Below are 16,313 nucleotides of genomic sequence, written 5' to 3'. Positions count from 1 at the left end.
TCGCTCGCGCTTCGTCAAGTCGTTCTCGCAGCCAGGCTGGGATGTTCTCCGGGTCCCGGGGATAGTCTTCGAGATCCAGCCTCACGCGCTGGCGCCGCGCTTGCCGTCGCCGGCTCGCTATAGGTCGGCTGCGGTTGGTGATCCTGCCATGACCGCCGAGTGCGCCCAGCAGCGAAGGACCACGCGAAACCGGCCCCGTGTCCGAACAGTCCAATCCCGTACGTGGCTGGCTTGGTCATCCGCCAGGCAAACCAGGCAAGGACACCTATGATCATGATCTGGAGCGGCCAGGGCACGCGGGAGGCGAGGATCGAGGTGTCGATGCGGAGCAGGATGAGCGCGACCAGGAAGTAGACCGGCCCCATCACCAGCGGCCCGATGACGCGCTTGAGAGACCCGACCGCCATATCCCGGGTGCGGTCGATCATGAACAGCACTCCGGCTGCGGGCGCGAACGGGACCACGAGCCGGATCAGCGCATAGGAGAGCAGGATGACCAGGCCGGCGATCAGCAGGTAGCCGCAGACCACGACAACGGCGGCCGCGTTCACTAGCGCAGCGGTGGCACGGTTGGTCCAGTGCTCCCCACGCAAATGCTCATAGGCGACCGGGTCGGCGCGCTCGATCTCTGCGGCGATCTGGGCGAACTGCTTCTGCTTCTTTTTGACGACCTCGGCGCCGTCGCCCGAGGGATCCTTCTGATAGGTCTCGGCCTCCGCCCAGGACAGATGGGTCGCTTTGAAGAGGTCCGGACCGTACTTCGTCGCCGTCTCCGAGTCCGCATCCCCCAGCGCACCGGAGAGCCAAGCCGAATACTGAGTTGACTGGACGATGTCGTCCATCTGACCAGCGACCGCGGCCACGGCCGGGTCCTCGCCCTCTGCGGGTTTCGGGGCGTCGGCATTGAACGCGCTGATGAAGGTCGTGGTGACAGTCCGGACCCCATAGTCGACACCGCGCACGGCCTCGGCGGGATACTGGATCAGGAACGAGACCACGAACAGGACCCCGAGCGCCCACGCGCCCGCGTGGACCGAGCCGGCGAACGCCCCCGAGCGAGCACGCCACAGCACCAGCGCGCCAACGATCAGAAGCACGACAGTCATCCACGGCGCCCACACCGACTCGGTGACTGCTCTCGTTGCGTCCACGACAGGCTCGGTGAGGGCCTGTAGCGACGAATCGGGCGCCACGACGGAGTGGAGCAGGGCGTGGGTCCAGTTCGGGATCACACCGGAGATCTCGAGGATGATGTTGCCGACCGCGGTCCCGGCTGAGGCGATGAACTGTCCAGTACACCCGTTCTTGTACGTCCACCACTGCGGCGTCGTCCCGTAGACCGACTCCAGCGTAACGCCCTCATCGGTGAACGGGTCGGCGTCCGCTGAGGGCGGCTTGGTGACCTGGATTGCCAACGAACCCGGGCCACGCGGCGAAGCCGGGATCGGCGGGTCGTCGTTGTCGCACCCCAGGTCAAGGGCCACAGGGCCAGCAGCGACCCCCGGTGCCGTGTAGACCACCGGCGCGAGCGCCAGGCACAGCACAATCAGCAGACGGACCGTGCGCCGCCTACTTCGCGTCGGCTGGCGTTGCGCCCGATCGCTCACCTGACCCCTTCGTGCGAATCCTTCAACCCGCCGACTCGTGCAAGGTCACGCTACGTGCGTCTTCCGCGACATGGGTCAGATTCGCAGGCCAGGCCATTCGCGGAGGGAGCATCGTGCAGGTCCAGGCGCTGCGCAACAAGTTCGGGCGTCGACCCCGGATTCACGTTCATTGCTGCGGACCAACGTTGAAGTCGCCTCGCAGTCGGTTTCACCGATCGATCTCGGAATGAGCACCGAGCGGAAAGCCAAAATGCCCTTCGCGCCGTGCATTGCTGAATGCCCAGGGGCCAGGCGCGCACCTTCCAGTACCCACGAGGAGGTCGCCTTGGATGCCCACACGCTTCGCCACGCCATGGACAGCATCATGCTCAAGCTGGCACGCCCGTGGCGGCACCGCCGACCGAAGGAGGCTCCGGTATGCACGTGTCAGTGCCCGGTACCTCACAAGGTGTTCGTCACGGAGCCTCCTGGATACGGCTCGCTGCTCGAGTGCCACGGCGATCACCGCCATGGCATCGCGGTGACGATCGGCATTGACGGGATGCTTCGGGACCTCGACGGAGGTCACGTACGCCCCGGCCGCAGGCCGTCGAGGTGACCGCCGTCGTCGAGGCGTTCGGCGTCATCGGCTCGGTCGTCTCCTTGGTGATGTTCATCCCGCAGGCGACGCGTACATGGCGGTTCCGCAGACAGCCAGAAGCGCTGACAGGGAGCTCCAGGATCGGAATGGTTCTGGTGCTCGTCAACGCGCTCGCCTGGGCTGGGTACGGCATCGGTACTGCCGCATACTGGACGGCCATTCCATCCGCCTGCAACGCGCCCCTGGCGCTCGGCGTTCTGTGGCTCCTGCGAGCACGCCGCAGCGGGCACACCTCCCAGTCAGATCGACAGGAGGTTCGACATGCCCAACGACAACCGGACCAACGAGCAGAGGACGGCCGAGCGCTCGGCGAAGCTTGATGCTCTCCATGAGCGACTCACCGCCGCCGTTGAGGGGCTGGTCACCGGCGACGACTGGCGCAGGGCGATGGAGTTCGGCGCACGATTCCGCAGCCGCAGCTTCCGCAACTCCAGACTCATCGAGGTCCAGCACCTGGAGGCGTACAACCTCGGCATGGTGCCCCACCCATTCCCGACGTACGTTGCCGGGTTCCGTCAGTGGCAGAGCCTCGGGCGGTCGGTCATCAAGGGATCGCACTCCTATCAGATATTCGCGCCAGTGACAGGGCGGTTCGCGTCGACCACCCCGACAGACGCGGGCTCGTGGCGCCGACTGACCCGAGGCGAGCACCCCCGTCCTGGCGAGGCCGTGAGGTCCAAGATCGTTGGAGTGAAACTGGCCCACGTCTTCGATGTCTCAATGACCGCTGGCGATCCTTTACCCGAGGTGCCGCAGCCCAAGGTCCTCGCAGGCGAGGCGCCCGACGGACTTTGGGACGGGCTGGCCGACCAGATCACCGAGCGCGGCTACGGGCTCCGCCTGGTCTCGAACAGGGCCGCGATCGGAGGGGCCAACGGGATCACCGACCACCTGAACCGGGAGGTCTCCGTACGCGTCGACATGGACGAAGCAGCCATGGTCAAGACGGCTGCCCACGAACTTGCGCACGTCATCCAGGGCGTCCAGAACGTCGACGGGCCGATGCACCGTGGGATCGCGGAGGTAGAGGCCGAGAGCGTCGCGCTGATGATCGGCGCCGCGCACGGCATGGACACATCCGACTACACGATCCCGTACGTCGCGACCTGGGCCGACCGCGTATCAGGCCAGTCACCGGTCGAGGTCGTCCAAGCCACCGCTGAGCGGGTACGTCGAATCGCAACCACCATCCTCGACAAGCTCGACACTCCGAAGATCAACGACGGCGCTCCACCAGGACTGGATCGCACGCGCCCTGAACCGACCCGCTCCACCGACACCATCCGACCGCTGACGTCGACTGGGCCGAGCGAGGCGATCGGACTATGAGTGCCAAGCGCAACAAGAACCGCAAGAGCCACGCCAACCGTCCGCGTCGGGTCCCGCCGGTCCTCCCCCGCCTCAAGATCCGCGTATTCGATGACGACGACCTTGTCGTCACGCTCGACGGCACGCCCTACAGGCTCCCCGAGCACTGGACCGAGCTCGGCCGCGACGCCGTCCCCCGGCTCGTCGACCTGGTCGCGGTCGAGCATGGACCCGTCCATGTCCAGGTGACCGAGGCCGACGGCAAGGTCTACACCGACATCGCCACACCGCCCGACTTCGCATCGGCGATCCCAGTCGCCTCCAATCCTCGCGGCAAGAACGACGGAATGTCCGAGTTCGTCGAAGGCGGGTACGTCCCCGGTGAATGGGTCGACGTGGCCGTGATCGTTCACGCAGTGCAAGCCGACAGCCAGGGCTATGCCAGCCTGAACATGCCGCCCGCACTGCTGCAGAGTGTGCGGGGGGACATCGTTCTGCTTGGCCGCGGGTCCGGCACCTACAACCTCATCGAGCCGCGTTGAACGCCAACAGTCGCCCGGTCGATGATCAGCTCGTCAACCTCGTCCTAGGACTTGTCCTTGCTCTGACTGGACTCATGGGGCTTCTCGGGATCGCGGGCGTCATCACCGCATGGGTTCAATCACTGCCGGGTCCTCGAGGAGGTCCCGCCCAGGTGGTCCAGGTGCTGGCACATCCTTTTGCCCCTGGCCACGCTTTCGGCGTGCCCGGTCTCTCCACTGTCGCCTATTGGAGCGCGGTCGTCCTGCTGCTCCTGGCCGTCGCTGGCGTGAGCTGGTGGGTCTGGCAGGTCATGAGCCGGCACCAGCAGGACGTCGCACGCAACCCGCGCCGGCGCCCCGGCACGGCAACCGCACACGACGTCGCCGCCACGGCGTCGAGGCGCGCGCTGCTCAAGCGAGCCAACACTCTCCGCCCGTCACTGACACAACCTCGGCCGTGCGAGGTGGGCTACTTGGTTGGCCGCGCTCACGGTCGCGAGGTCTGGACGTCCGTCGAGGACTCGACCCTCGTGCTCGGCCCGCCGCGTTCAGGCAAGGGCCTCCACGTCGTTATCAACGCGATCCTCGACGCGCCAGGTCCGGTGATCGCCACGTCCACCCGGCCTGACAACCTGGCCGCGACGATCACCTGGCGCCAACGCCAGGGGCCCGTGGCGGTCTTTGATCCGCAACGTCTCGCACAGGGCGTACCCGCCGGTCTCCGATGGTCACCCGTCCGCGGTTGCGAGGACCCGCTCGTTGCGATGATCCGCGCGACCGGCCTCGCGTCCGCTACGGGACTGTCCGCGGGCGGCGTCGAAGGCGGTGGCTTCTGGGAGGGCAAGACCCGCACCGCACTTCAGACCCTGCTCCATGCAGCAGCACTCGACCGGCGTACGCCACGAGAGCTCTACGCATGGACGCTCAACCCCTCGCTGGCATCCGACGCAGTGAACATCCTTGCCAGCGCACCCGGTGCTGCCGAGGGCTGGGCCGACTCCCTGGAATCAATGATCCACGCCGACCCGCGTACCCGAGACTCGATCTGGATGGGAGTGTCCCTCGCGCTCTCATGTCTCGCCGACCCACGCGTCGTCGACGCCGTCAGCCCAGCCGACGGCGAGCACTTCGATCCCATCGACTTCCTCAGCGACAACGGCACCCTCTACCTCCTCGCCACTGGTGCAGGAAGCGGCGCCGCCTGGCCACTCGTAGCGGCCTTCGTCGAAGACCTCGTCGAGACCGCGCGCCACCTCGCCGCCCGAGCTCCCGGCGCCCGACTCGACCCCCCGCTCCTGCTAGCGCTGGACGAGATCGGCAACCTCGCCCCGCTCCCCTCGCTGCCAACCCTGATGGCAGAAGGAGGAGGCACGGGGATCACCACCATGCCCGTACTCCAGTCGCTCTCCCAAGCACGTGACAAGTGGGGCGAACACGCCGCTGGAGCAATCTGGGACGCCGCCATCGTCAAGATCATCCTCGGTGGCACGGCCGCCGCCCGCGACCTCCAAGACCTCTCTACCCTCATCGGCGAGCGCGAGGAACGCCACGACACCCACATTGTCGGCGACTACGGCTCCCGCAGCCTTCAGCGTTCAACCCACCGCGTACCGATCATGCCTCCTGACGCCGTCCGCACCCTTCCGTTCGGGACGGGCCTCGTCCTTCCCCGCGCAACACCACCCATCGTGACCGATCTACGTCCGTGGACCGCTCGCGATGACGCCACTGCCCTCCGCCGCGGGCGATCCGCTGTCGAGAGCGCACTCCGACGAGGCGACCAGGAGTAGTCACCATGACTTCGTCTTCCACTTGCGCGGTGTTGGCTTCTCCACCTCGATCGGACGCACATGAGCAGGATTCATCCACGACTGATAGACATTCATGCTCTCCGGCGAATACGGCGCCGGCTCGCTGGCGTGGATCACCAGGCACTGCCACGCCGAATCCTTACGGGCGCTCAACTTCGACTCGGGAGTCCGTCGCCAGCCCAGCAGCAACCCCGGCGCACTGCGTAACCCGAACTCTCCCGTCATATCCACCCAGACGAAGAACGGCGGCGTACGCGGCACGGGTCGACCTCCCATTACAAACAAACGACCGACCCTCGGCGACCACGATACATCGCACGCATGTTCGATCAGCCCACGGCGCCGACCCCAGTCAAGAAGCAGTCAGCGTTGGGGCACACGCAACGTTGCGCTGCACGCTCTCAGGCGGCACGGTGCTCGGAAATCTGAATGACGGCACATGATGCAGCGCGTAGCGTTCCGCCCATGACCGTCCACGGCGAACCCGGGTCGTCACGACTTCCGAGAGAGCCGCGTCCGGTCCAGCCGGATTCCGCGGCACACCGGTTCCCTGGACTTCAGGATGTTCGAACTGATCTCGACCGACTCCGGATCCATCATCTCGACGTTGGACAGCTGATGCTCACCGTGGGCGGCGGCGAGCTTTACCTTCCGGACCTCTTCATGATGGCCGTGCTCCAACGGAGCTATGGGCTGGTAGACGCTTTCATTGACGCCGTCGACCACCACAACCTGCATGCTGCGGCGCCACTGCTCCGCGTTCAGATCGACTCGTTGTTCCGGCTGAGTTATGTGTGTCGGGCGCCGAGCGTCGACGACGTGGTGAGGGACGTCATGGCCGGCGTCGAATTCCGCCAGATGAAGGATGTAGACGGCAGGAAGCTGTCCGATGGTCGGCTCAAGGATCTGGCGCAGCCGTTCCATCCGTGGACCAAAGATGTCTACGACAAGGCGTCGGGGTGGGTGCACCTTTCTCGATCCCACATGGGTGCGGCCTGGCAAGTCCGAGACGACGTGCTGACGGGTGGTCTGCCCCTGAGGCCCGGGGTAGTGCCGGAGCGGCTTTGGCGGGAGCTGCTGGCCGCGATGCAACGCGCTACCAGGGAGGTGTTGGATTACGCGGACGGGTGGTCGAGCAGGAAGGGCTTGCCTCCCGACCAGTACAGAGACCTGCACGCCGACGGCCATCCGATCGTGACTGTCGAAGGCATGCACTCACCGGGACACGAATAGCCTCGTCGACCTGCTCCAGCGACCGAGGTGTCGTTGGCGGCGGCGACCGCACACCTTGTTCTCGAACGGCGCCTACCACCGAGGTGGCCGAGAACAGGAGCAGGGTGATGACGATTCCCACCCAGATGAGCTTGACCGGGTTCATCGCGACGACACCACAGCTGACATTCACCCAGAGCGGCATTGCCAGGTTCTATGCCCGTGTCGGAGTGGACCACTACCGCCGTGAGGCCGACGGTGCGTGGACCAAGCTCGATCCGACCTTCCACGACCTGGTCATGTTTCGCAACAAGGCCGAGAAGGCATATGAACGATTCCGGCCGGGCGACCACATCGTCGCGTCGGGCTACGTGCACGAGTTCACCCGCGAGCGCAACGGGCTCGAAGAGACGCACGAGCAGTTCGTGGCCAAGCAGATGGGCCATGACGCGGCGAAGACCAAGTACGAAGTGCAGCGGCGCGCGCCGGAGCTCGACTCACGGCCTGACGGTCCAACGCCGCCATCACCGACTCTGCACTCAGTCTGAGGCAGTGACGTGTCCGAGAACGGCTCGATCGCCGACGCGCAGTCCGGGCCTGGGACTCCGAGGTCGAACTCTGAGTGGGAGTTGGGCGCCGAGTACGAGGAACTCTTCGACCCCGTCGACGAGAGTGGCTTCGATACTGCGCCTGACGATCGTGACGACGTCATCCGTCCGGTCAACTGGAACACCCTCGGCCCCGACGAAGCCGAAGCCGAGTGGCGCGATCTGGACAACTGGGTGAAGTTCCTGAAGACGACCTACGGCTTGCCGCCCACCGTCCTCCCGCCGTTGTGGCACCGGCACGACGAACTCGTCTGGGAGCTCTCCGCACTCCACACGCACTGGCGTAACTCGTACGACCCCAACTCATCGGCCTCCGCGCCGGTTGCATGGCATCGCGAGTTCGCAGAAGCCCGCAACCGGCTTCGCGACTGGGTCTCCACCTGCGGCACCCGACTCGACCGGGACCGACCGACGCGGATCGCCGTGTGGCCAGGCGAATCGCCCCGCCCACCTGCGCCGGAATCGCCGATCGCCAACCGCGACGAGGATTTCCGCCTGTTCGTCGCCGCCGATATCGCCACCCGGCGGGGCTGAATCTGGTCTCGACCCGCTCCGCGGCGCCGTTATCCACCGCAATCCAACTGAGGCAGTCGGCGCAGACCGAAACAACGGATCGTCACCAGCGCGACCGCTTCGATGAATCATGAGGCACCCCAATGCTGCTCGCTCACGCCATCGCTCTCGCCGAGACGCGCTCGTACCTGGCCGCCCTCGCCGACCAAGCCCCGACGCTTGCTGCCACCACTGCGTACGACGATGTTCTGCTCTACTTCGACGCGATCCACAGCGACGAGGTGCCGGCGCTCGAACTCCTCCCGCTCATCGAGCCTCGCCTACTCCACGAGCTGACCGAGAAGGCGCTGCTCGACCTCGTACCCTTCGGATTCGATCCGCTACACCTCGAACTCATCCTCGCGATGATCGATGATGCATGCGGACATCCCGCAACAACGCCCACCGACCCGGGCGGCGACCGACCATGACGTACGCCGAGAGCGGCGCCGCCATCCGGGACGGGCTGACCAACCTCCTACGCCAGCAGCGCGTGCAGTTCAGACTTGGCGGCAGCGGCGTACCCGCCCTGCCCGTCGAGACCACCGACGCCGAACGCCGGGACGCCGGGGCTCAGATCCGTCGATTCCGGCAAACCGTTCTCACATGGTGTCACCAAGCGGCCATCGCCGGCGACCCCGAAGCCGACGACCCGTTCCTCGACCACGACCGCGGCTCCCGAACGAGGCGGCCCTACGACAGATTTCGAATCGAACTTCGCCGGGTCATCAGCGCCTCGACCTCCGACCTGCCAACGCTCGAAGAGCTCAGCACCCCACAGGACCTGCCGCTCGTCGAGTCCTGGCGCCAAGTCGCGAAAGGTGCGACACTCGGCGAGCACGACTTCTTCGCCGGCCTGGAGTCCGGCGCTCTCTCCATCCAGCAGGGCCAGACCTTGCTCAAGGACGCCGCCGCGGTCGTCCAGGCGGTGCTGATGCTCGACCGGCGCTATATGAGCACGCCCGGCTGGCAGCACATCCCGTCGCCGGGACGCCTTGCCTGGGCCACGATGGCTACCGCACTCGAAGCGAGCCTAGACCCGCCCGATTACACCGTCGACATACGCGGTTGGCGACCCGCGGCGAGCCTCGTCCGCGGCCCAGCCAAGCCAGGGCTTCTAGGGGTCCTCCAAGCCGAGCACAACCTCCTCGTACGCCTCAAAGCCCTGCCCAGCCCGATCAACCTCAAGAAGGTCGTTCAGTCCCAGCGGCTCATCAGCGCCGCGCTCGCCGACATCACCCCCTCCCCCGCACTCGCCACTCGATGGACCCGCCGAGCCACGACCCACGAGCTCGTCTTCAACGAACTGCGCAACGTCGCCGGCCGAGTCGGCGACGGCATCCACGCCGCCGAAGAGGCGGCGAACATCCGCCTCCGCCTCGACGCACTGCCCGAGTACCTCCGATCCGAGATGCCCGAGCGCGACTCGCCGATCTGGACGGCATTTGACAGCCGCTTCGAGAAGATCGACGCCCGCCTCGCCGACATCATCGAGGCCGGTATCGCTGACAAGACCCTCCTCCGCCGGGCTCACGTCCCGCGCCTCGAGGAGACCAGCCCCGAGCTCGTCAAACCCGTCCGCGTACGCTTCGCCCCCATTGCCGGCCAGCGCGGCACCGACCTCGCAACCGTAGTCCGCGAGCGCCTTCGACCTGCGCCCGCGACGCCAGCCGCACCTCCCGAGGCCGCAACGAGCCGTGCTGAGCTGTTCAGCGCCATCACGTCCCGAGCTGCTGCCAGTGCTCCGAACTCAGCGAGCATTCGCTGACGACGGCTGTGCGTTTAATCGGCACGCAAGAGTCGTACGCCGTCGTGCCCAGAGGGCGTACGCGAGAAGGCCGAGCGATCCGATCGCCAAAACCGGCTGGATGGGTGCGAACCAGTTGAGGGCTCCGCTGACCCCGATCGCCATGACAACGAGCTTGTTGCAGACGGGACACCCGACGGCGAACAACGAGATCACGCTGCCCAAGAAGGTCTTGCCTCCCTGGGTGGTGGGAACTGGAAGGTCTGGATCGCGGACGTACGTCGCAATGAGCGCACCGGTGAGGAGAGCCGATATGGCCCACACCGGATAGTTCCACCACAGCACGGGTGTCATGCGGTGATACCACGGGGTCTGGATGATCCCGGTCGGGATCCCGATCAACAGTGCGGTCGCAATAGCGACGATCCCGCCGATCGTCAGTCGACGTGCCAACAGCATGCCTGCACCCTTTACTCATCGTCGTCATAGATCGCCGTTGTAGCCGCTCGCGCGAGTGGTCGCGACGGTGGCTCATGTGTTCTGCAGGTGGATGCGCGCAAGGACGTGATCCCGCGGCGGGGTGCGCTCGTGAATGCTCTGTGCATGCCTGGTCACAAGCTCTGCCAGATCGTGGTCCGTGTCGGCAGAGAGGACGACATCGCAGTCGTCACAGGCAAGTTCGAACGTCACCGGTCACTCCCCTCCTTTCGCGCGGAAACGCATCAGATGGCGACGCGCAGACAAGACGACGTTGATGTCCCTGAATCCAGCTACAGCGAGACCCTCAGTCAGCTCATCGTGGGCGATGATGCGGTGAGGTGAGCCGTCGAGCCGATGTGTCAGCCGGGCCAGCGCGGTGTCGGTGAGGTCGTAGCCGATGAGTGTCCCGCCGGGCCGGAGAACCCGAGCGGCCTCTCGAAGGGCATCGGTCCAGTCAATGACGTGGTGCAGCATGAGGTAGGTCGTTACGACGTCGAACGACCCGCCGGCGTAGGGCAGCGCGGTCACGTCGGCTCGTTCGACTTTGACGTTGGGGTGGTCTTGGAGCCGATGGCCGGCGGCGCGCACCATGGCGCCGTCGACGTCAGTGACGGTGAGCCTGGTGTTGGGGAACCTGCGGGCCATCCCTTCAGCCATGGCGCCGCTACCGCCTCCGATCTCGAGGACGTCGCCCTGGAGCTCGACGCCATCGAGCGCCCAAGGCAGGACCCAGCGTCTGGCGAGGTGTCGCCATGGGCCACTTCGACAGAATGCGCTCTCGATGGCGGACATCACCGGCATCAGCCCAACAGCCCCTTCATCGTGGTGATCTCGTCGGTTTGAGCGGTCTCGATCTGCTTGGCCAGGGCGACGGCGTCGGGAGACGTACCGTCGGCCTGTTCGGTCTTGGCCATCTCGATCGCCCCCTCGTGGTGCTCGATCATCATCGTGAGGAACATCTGGTCGAACTCGTCAGCGATGGCGCGCGACAACTTGTCCATGTCGTCGCTGCTCATCATCCCGGGCATCGACGACGACATGTCCATGCCACTCATGTCCTCGGGGACCGGTTCGCCCCAGGATGTGAGCCATCCTGACATGGTCCGGATCTCAGGATCCTGGGCGTCCTTGATCGCCGCGGCGAGCTCCTTGACGTCGGAGCTCTTTGCCCGGGTCTCCGCCAGCACGGCCATCTCGACCGCCTGACGGTGGTGGGGAATCATCTCACTGGCGAAGGTCACATCAGAGTCGTTGAAGCCGACGTTGGAGTCGGTCGACTCAGCTCCGGTCGATGAGTCCATCCCCGACATACCTGGCATCGAATCGTCGCTGTCGCCGCAAGCGGTCAGGGTGAGTGCGGCGATCGCGATGAAGGCTGCAGCCGCGAAGGGTTTAGTATGCACGGTCGGTCTCTTTCACTGGATGTGGCGGTTCTAGGACTGGTAGACGAGGGCGGCCATCATCCCCGCCTCGGCGTGGTAGACGTTGTGGCAGTGCGCCATCCAGTTGCCGGGGTTGTCGGCTTGAAGCTGGACCGCGAGCTTCTGCATCGGTTTGAGCAGGACGGTGTCTTTGCGGAGGCCGTTGGGCAGCGCAAACGTATGGCCGTGCACATGCATCGGATGCGCCATCATCGTCATGTTCGAGAGCTGGATCTGGACGCGTTTGCCCGGTTGGAGGGTCAGCGGGTCGTTGTCGGGATACGCAACTCCGTTGATTGCCCATTCATAGGGACTCATCTGCCCCGTCAGGGTCAATGCGAGGTCTTGCTCGACGTCTTGTGCTGGTAGGCGTGCCGACTCTGCCGGGGTCAGGTCTGCGCCCATCAGAGTCGGTCCGTTGAGTTCGGCGACCGCGTCGTCTGGCGCAGGTGCCGTGCCCGATGCGGTACGGATGAGGGCGAATCCTCGCCCGTCCTTGCCGATCGGCCGGGCGACAAGTGGGAAGACGCCGTCCTGGAGGGTGACCACCGCGTCGTACCGCTCCCCCATGCCGATGTAGAACGCGTCCGCTTGTCGGGGCTCAACGGGGAACCCGTCCGCATGGGTGAGTGACAGAGAGTGGCCACCGACGGCGACAGCGAAGATCGTGTCGGCTGCGGCGTTGATGAACCTCAGTCGCACCCGTTGACCGGACCTGGCGCGCAGAACATCAGGGCTGGAAGCGACCCGCCCGTTGATCAGGTAATGGGGATATTTGACGTCACCAGCATCGCCGAAGGGAGACTCCGAGGATTCCATCGGCATCCCGTCCATTCCAGACATCGAGGATCCCGATCCCATGTCCATGCCCTCCATCCCACCCATCGGGCCGGAGGAGCCGGAAGGGGCAGCGACCAGGCTGGCTAGAACGTCATCAGGAGTCTTTCCGGTGCCGTCGATCCAGTCATCGAGGACGACGATCCACTCCTCGTCGTAATCGCCCGGTTCGGCCGGGTCGTCGATCACGAGCGGGGCGTACAGGCCGCGGTCAAGCTGAACCCCGACGTGCGGATGGTAGAAGTACGTTCCCGGATCCGGGGCGACGAACTCGTAGACGAACCGGGAATCCGGTGTGATCGGATCTTGGGTGAGCCCGGGCACACCGTCGGCGGCGTTGCTGAGAGCGATGCCGTGCCAATGGATGCTGGTGTCTGCAGGAAGTTGGTTCTCAACCGTGATCCGCAGCAGATCTCCTGCCGTTGCCCGGATCAATGGCCCTGGGACGTTGTCACCGAAGGCCCAGGTATCAACGGCCACGCCGCCGAGGTCGACCGACGCCGCACGGGGTTTCAAGGCGTGCTCTACGACCCGCCGCCCTCCCATTGGACTCATCGGGGACGGGGTAGGCAACACGGAGCCCGTCGACGGTGATGCGGACGTCCCGGAGCAGGCCGTGAGGAGGCCACCGCCGGCAGCTGCTGCGGAGCCGAGTAGAAGCGAGCGACGCGAGATCCTCATGCGTGCCCCTCACCGTCGTTGGTTCGCGGGCCGTGCTCGAGCTCGGCGTTGAGATGGGGATGGACCTCGTCGGCTGTGAGATCGTCACCGGTCAACTGGTGTTCCACACCGGCATGCCTATTGCGCTCAGTGCCTCGCGTTCGCGAGCCGATGATCGTGCGGCATACGAGGAAAACCGCAGTCCAAATCGCAACAAGGCCGAGGATCCCCCACACCCAGGCTATGCTCCAAGCAGCGTTCATCACGGCTCCAGCCTGAATGCTGACTTTTGTGGTTGTCCGGCAGGTTCCATGAAGGTTTGACGAAGGTCGGCGCCGTCAGGGCCTGAGTCGGTCGTGTTATCACCCGATGGCGGCCAGAATGGGTCCATGAGCCGTCCCGCCCACGAGCACCCCGTGCAGGCCGCAGATCCCGTGTGCGGCATGAGCGTCGACCCAGCGAGCACGCCGCACTCAGCGACATACCGTGGCGAGCGCTACTTCTTCTGTTCCGCTGGATGTCGGCAGCGATTCGAGGCCGATCCTGTGTCGTACGCGGCGGAGGGTACGCGCCAAGCCAGCCGAGAGCACACCGCCGGCCACGGGCACGAGACGCCCGACCCGCACATTCGCCCAGATCACGACATGCACGCTCCGCATGAGCACGACCTTCACGTGGCCTCGCCCGCCGCTGAGGCGCAACCCAAGGACGCCGCGGCGGCTGCCACGGAGTGGACGTGTCCGATGCACCCCGAGATCCGCCGTCCGGGTCGGGGTGCCTGCCCGATCTGCGGGATGGCGTTGGAGCCGGTGACCATAACCGTCGACGACGGCCCGAGTCCTGAGCTGAGGGATATGACCAGACGGTTCTGGGTCGGTCTCGCGCTGGCCGTACCGGTGGTGATCTTGGAGATGGGTGGCCATTTCGTCGACGCGATCGGCGCGGCGCTTCCGCAGTCGACGTCGAACTGGATCCAGCTCGCACTCGCCACACCCGTGGTGTTGTGGGCCGGGTGGCCATTCTTCGTTCGGGGGTGGGCCTCGGTTCGGACCCGAAACCTGAACATGTTCACCCTGATCGCGATGGGCACTGGGGTGGCCTGGCTCTACAGCCTGGTTGCGACCGTGGCCCCAGGGATCTTCCCCGACTCCTTCCGTAGCTCGGCTGAGATGGCCGACGGAATGGGGTCGGGGGCGGTCGACGTCTATTTCGAGGCGGCCGCGGTCATTACCGTTCTGGTGCTCCTGGGGCAGGTGCTGGAGTTACGAGCCCGCGAGCAAACCTCGGGGGCTCTTCGTGCCCTGCTCGATCTCACGCCGAAGACCGCTCGTCGCGTGCGCTCCGATGGCACAGATGAAGAGGTCGGTCTGGATGAGGTCGTTGTCGGGGACCTTCTCCGCGTGCGCCCGGGCGACCAGATCCCGGTCGATGCGGTGGTGACTGAGGGGAGGTCGTCGGTCGATGAGGCGATGGTCACCGGTGAGTCAATGTCGGTCAGCAAGTCCGAAGGCGACCGCGTGATCGGGGGCACGATCAACACGACCGGTGGTCTGGTGGTGCGTGCCGAACGTGTCGGCCGAGACACGATGCTGTCCCGGATCGTGGCGATGGTTGCCGATGCTCAGCGCTCTCGTGCGCCGATCCAGCGCACTGCAGACAGGGTCGCAGGGGTCTTCGTTCCTGTGGTGATCGGAATCGCCGCGCTGGCGTTCGTCATCTGGGCGCTGATCGGTCCAGAGCCACGGATGGCCCACGGACTGATCGTCGCAGTCGCGGTGCTCATCATCGCCTGCCCGTGCGCCCTCGGCCTGGCCACTCCGATCAGCATCAAGGTCGGTGTGGGCCGCGGAGCCGAGTTGGGGGTCTTGATCAGGAACGCCGAGGCTCTGGAGCGGATGGAGAAGGTCGACACGGTCGTGGTCGACAAGACCGGCACCCTGACCGAAGGGAAACCCTCAGTCACCAAGATTGAACTGGCAGACAGAGACGGAGACCTCGGCGATGCATTGCGCCTTGCCGCTTCAGTCGAGCGTGCATCGGAGCACCCACTTGGACAAGCGATCGTCGATGCGGCGACGGAACGTGGTCTGTCGCTGGCGGAGGCGGCGGACTTCGACTCTCCACCCGGTCGCGGCGTCGCCGGAACCGTAGACGGCAAGCGCGTCGTACTCGGGAGCACCGCGTTCCTCGCCAACGAGGGCATCGACCCCATGCCGCTCGTGCCCGTCGCCGACCGGCTCAGATCGACGGGAGCGACCGCGATTCTCATGGGTGTCGACCACCTGCCGGTCGCAGTGTTCGCGATCGCAGACCCAATCAAGCCGACTACGCCAGGTGCTCTCGCGCTGCTCGAGCAGGACGGTGTCGAGGTCGTCATGCTGACCGGCGACAATCGCGTCACCGCCGACGCCGTCGCGAAGGATCTGGGAATCGCCCGTATCGAGGCCGAAGTCCTGCCCGACCGCAAGGCCGAAGTCGTCCAGAACCTCCAGTCTGAGGGCAAGGTGGTCGCCATGGCCGGCGACGGCGTCAATGACGCACCCGCCTTGGCCGCAGCCGATGTCGGGCTGGCGATGAGCTCAGGCACCGACGTGGCGATGGAGTCCGCCGGGATAACCCTCCTCAACGGCGACCTGATGGGCATCGCTCGAGCACGGACCCTGTCGGACAAGACCATGCGCAACATCAAGCAGAATCTGTTGTTCGCCTTCGTCTACAACGTCGCAGGAATCCCTGTCGCCGCCGGAATCCTGTACCCGTTCACCGGACTGTTGCTGTCCCCGATCATTGCGGCCGCGGCGATGGCTCTGTCCTCCGTCAGCGTGATCACCAATGCCTTGCGACTGCGCGGGGAGAACCTCGGTTGAGCCGCCGCGAGTGCCCAATCAGCAACGCGCGAGACTGGGCCC

At 65.7% G+C, this 16,313-nt stretch carries 17 protein-coding genes; 10 read left to right on the top strand and 7 right to left on the bottom strand.

Going from position 1 to position 16,313, the window contains the following annotated elements:
• Positions 1-14 precede the first annotated feature (14 nt).
• Positions 15-1,607, bottom strand: a complete 1,593-nt coding sequence (locus tag OG984_RS06055; protein WP_328530711.1) for a hypothetical protein — start codon at positions 1,605-1,607, stop codon at positions 15-17.
• A gap of 901 nt (positions 1,608-2,508) precedes the next feature.
• On the opposite strand from OG984_RS06055, the gene OG984_RS06050 reads away from it, so the two are divergent.
• The 3 genes from OG984_RS06050 to OG984_RS06040 all read left to right on the top strand — a co-directional run bounded on the left by OG984_RS06050 (position 2,509) and on the right by OG984_RS06040 (position 5,866).
• Complete coding sequence (locus tag OG984_RS06050; RefSeq protein ID WP_328530710.1) at positions 2,509-3,576, top strand: ArdC family protein; 1,068 nt, start codon at positions 2,509-2,511, stop codon at positions 3,574-3,576.
• Entirely contained in the window at positions 3,573-4,097 is a 525-nt protein-coding gene (locus tag OG984_RS06045) for a cell wall protein (RefSeq protein ID WP_328530709.1), read from the top strand. Before OG984_RS06050 ends, OG984_RS06045 begins: the two co-directional genes overlap by 4 nt.
• A 200-nt stretch (positions 4,098-4,297) precedes the next feature.
• Positions 4,298-5,866: a type IV secretory system conjugative DNA transfer family protein gene (locus OG984_RS06040; RefSeq protein ID WP_442940958.1), complete on the top strand. Its 1,569-nt coding sequence runs from the start codon at positions 4,298-4,300 to the stop codon at positions 5,864-5,866.
• Here OG984_RS06040 and OG984_RS06035 read toward each other — a convergent pair whose 3' ends face one another.
• A complete protein-coding gene (locus tag OG984_RS06035; protein WP_328530707.1) occupies positions 5,867-6,148 on the bottom strand; it encodes a hypothetical protein in 282 nt (93 codons plus the stop codon).
• Between the two features lie 204 nt (positions 6,149-6,352).
• Here OG984_RS06035 and OG984_RS06030 point away from each other — a divergent pair, with 204 nt between their 5' ends.
• From OG984_RS06030 to OG984_RS06010, 5 genes are all read left to right on the top strand, one after another.
• Positions 6,353-7,120, top strand: coding sequence for a hypothetical protein (locus tag OG984_RS06030; RefSeq protein ID WP_328530706.1), 768 nt, complete (start codon positions 6,353-6,355; stop codon positions 7,118-7,120).
• Positions 7,121-7,227: 107 nt separating this feature from the next.
• Positions 7,228-7,647: a single-stranded DNA-binding protein gene (locus OG984_RS06025; RefSeq protein WP_008359866.1), complete on the top strand. Its 420-nt coding sequence runs from the start codon at positions 7,228-7,230 to the stop codon at positions 7,645-7,647.
• A gap of 9 nt (positions 7,648-7,656) precedes the next feature.
• Positions 7,657-8,241 (top strand): hypothetical protein, encoded by a 585-nt coding sequence (locus tag OG984_RS06020; protein ID WP_008359868.1) that lies wholly within the window; start codon positions 7,657-7,659, stop codon positions 8,239-8,241.
• Between the two features lie 122 nt (positions 8,242-8,363).
• Positions 8,364-8,690, top strand: coding sequence for a hypothetical protein (locus OG984_RS06015; protein WP_328530705.1), 327 nt, complete (start codon positions 8,364-8,366; stop codon positions 8,688-8,690).
• On the top strand, positions 8,687-10,027 hold the full coding sequence (locus tag OG984_RS06010; RefSeq protein WP_328530704.1) for a hypothetical protein: 1,341 nt from the start codon (positions 8,687-8,689) through the stop codon (positions 10,025-10,027). Before OG984_RS06015 ends, OG984_RS06010 begins: the two co-directional genes overlap by 4 nt.
• Here the strand turns inward: OG984_RS06010 and OG984_RS06005 are convergent.
• From OG984_RS06005 to OG984_RS05985, 5 genes are all read right to left on the bottom strand, one after another.
• Positions 10,010-10,465: a hypothetical protein gene (locus OG984_RS06005; protein WP_008359874.1), complete on the bottom strand. Its 456-nt coding sequence runs from the start codon at positions 10,463-10,465 to the stop codon at positions 10,010-10,012. The genes OG984_RS06010 and OG984_RS06005 overlap by 18 nt on opposite strands.
• Before the next feature lie 72 nt (positions 10,466-10,537).
• Positions 10,538-10,696: a hypothetical protein gene (locus OG984_RS06000; RefSeq protein WP_328530703.1), complete on the bottom strand. Its 159-nt coding sequence runs from the start codon at positions 10,694-10,696 to the stop codon at positions 10,538-10,540.
• A gap of 3 nt (positions 10,697-10,699) precedes the next feature.
• A complete protein-coding gene (locus OG984_RS05995; RefSeq protein ID WP_008359877.1) occupies positions 10,700-11,287 on the bottom strand; it encodes a class I SAM-dependent methyltransferase in 588 nt (195 codons plus the stop codon).
• Positions 11,287-11,787 carry a DUF305 domain-containing protein gene (locus OG984_RS05990; protein ID WP_328530702.1) on the bottom strand — a complete coding sequence of 167 codons (501 nt, stop codon included), beginning with the start codon at positions 11,785-11,787 and terminating at the stop codon, positions 11,287-11,289. Before OG984_RS05990 ends, OG984_RS05995 begins: the two co-directional genes overlap by 1 nt.
• Positions 11,788-11,919: 132 nt before the next feature.
• Positions 11,920-13,425 carry a multicopper oxidase family protein gene (locus tag OG984_RS05985; protein WP_040755484.1) on the bottom strand — a complete coding sequence of 502 codons (1,506 nt, stop codon included), beginning with the start codon at positions 13,423-13,425 and terminating at the stop codon, positions 11,920-11,922.
• Between the two features lie 2 nt (positions 13,426-13,427).
• On the opposite strand from OG984_RS05985, the gene OG984_RS05980 reads away from it, so the two are divergent.
• Both OG984_RS05980 and OG984_RS05975 read left to right on the top strand, forming a co-directional pair.
• The gene (locus OG984_RS05980; protein WP_008359881.1) at positions 13,428-13,727 is read left to right on the top strand and encodes a hypothetical protein; all 300 of its coding nucleotides are present in this window, start codon (positions 13,428-13,430) and stop codon (positions 13,725-13,727) included.
• A gap of 66 nt (positions 13,728-13,793) precedes the next feature.
• Positions 13,794-16,271: a heavy metal translocating P-type ATPase gene (locus tag OG984_RS05975; RefSeq protein WP_328530700.1), complete on the top strand. Its 2,478-nt coding sequence runs from the start codon at positions 13,794-13,796 to the stop codon at positions 16,269-16,271.
• Positions 16,272-16,313: the final 42 nt, after the last annotated feature.

The organism is Nocardioides sp. NBC_00368 (genome assembly GCF_036090055.1).
In the GTDB taxonomy this organism is placed as follows: domain Bacteria; phylum Actinomycetota; class Actinomycetes; order Propionibacteriales; family Nocardioidaceae; genus Nocardioides.
Note: the sequence above shows the minus strand (reverse complement) of the source record. Positions and strands in the feature narration are given on the sequence as shown.

What these genes read in the sequence shown, in the direction of transcription:
- OG984_RS06025 (WP_008359866.1), top strand. Translation starts at nt 7,228, where the DNA reads ATGACGATTCCCACCCAGATGAGCTTGACCGGGTTCATCGCGACGACA.
- OG984_RS06005 (WP_008359874.1), bottom strand. Translation starts at nt 10,465, where the DNA reads ATGCTGTTGGCACGTCGACTGACGATCGGCGGGATCGTCGCTATTGCG.
- OG984_RS05985 (WP_040755484.1), bottom strand. Translation starts at nt 13,425, where the DNA reads ATGAGGATCTCGCGTCGCTCGCTTCTACTCGGCTCCGCAGCAGCTGCC.
- OG984_RS06030 (WP_328530706.1), top strand. Translation starts at nt 6,353, where the DNA reads ATGACCGTCCACGGCGAACCCGGGTCGTCACGACTTCCGAGAGAGCCG.
- OG984_RS05975 (WP_328530700.1), top strand. Translation starts at nt 13,794, where the DNA reads ATGAGCCGTCCCGCCCACGAGCACCCCGTGCAGGCCGCAGATCCCGTG.
- OG984_RS05995 (WP_008359877.1), bottom strand. Translation starts at nt 11,287, where the DNA reads ATGCCGGTGATGTCCGCCATCGAGAGCGCATTCTGTCGAAGTGGCCCA.
- OG984_RS06050 (WP_328530710.1), top strand. Translation starts at nt 2,509, where the DNA reads ATGCCCAACGACAACCGGACCAACGAGCAGAGGACGGCCGAGCGCTCG.
- OG984_RS05990 (WP_328530702.1), bottom strand. Translation starts at nt 11,787, where the DNA reads ATGGACTCATCGACCGGAGCTGAGTCGACCGACTCCAACGTCGGCTTC.
- OG984_RS06045 (WP_328530709.1), top strand. Translation starts at nt 3,573, where the DNA reads ATGAGTGCCAAGCGCAACAAGAACCGCAAGAGCCACGCCAACCGTCCG.
- OG984_RS06010 (WP_328530704.1), top strand. Translation starts at nt 8,687, where the DNA reads ATGACGTACGCCGAGAGCGGCGCCGCCATCCGGGACGGGCTGACCAAC.
- OG984_RS06015 (WP_328530705.1), top strand. Translation starts at nt 8,364, where the DNA reads ATGCTGCTCGCTCACGCCATCGCTCTCGCCGAGACGCGCTCGTACCTG.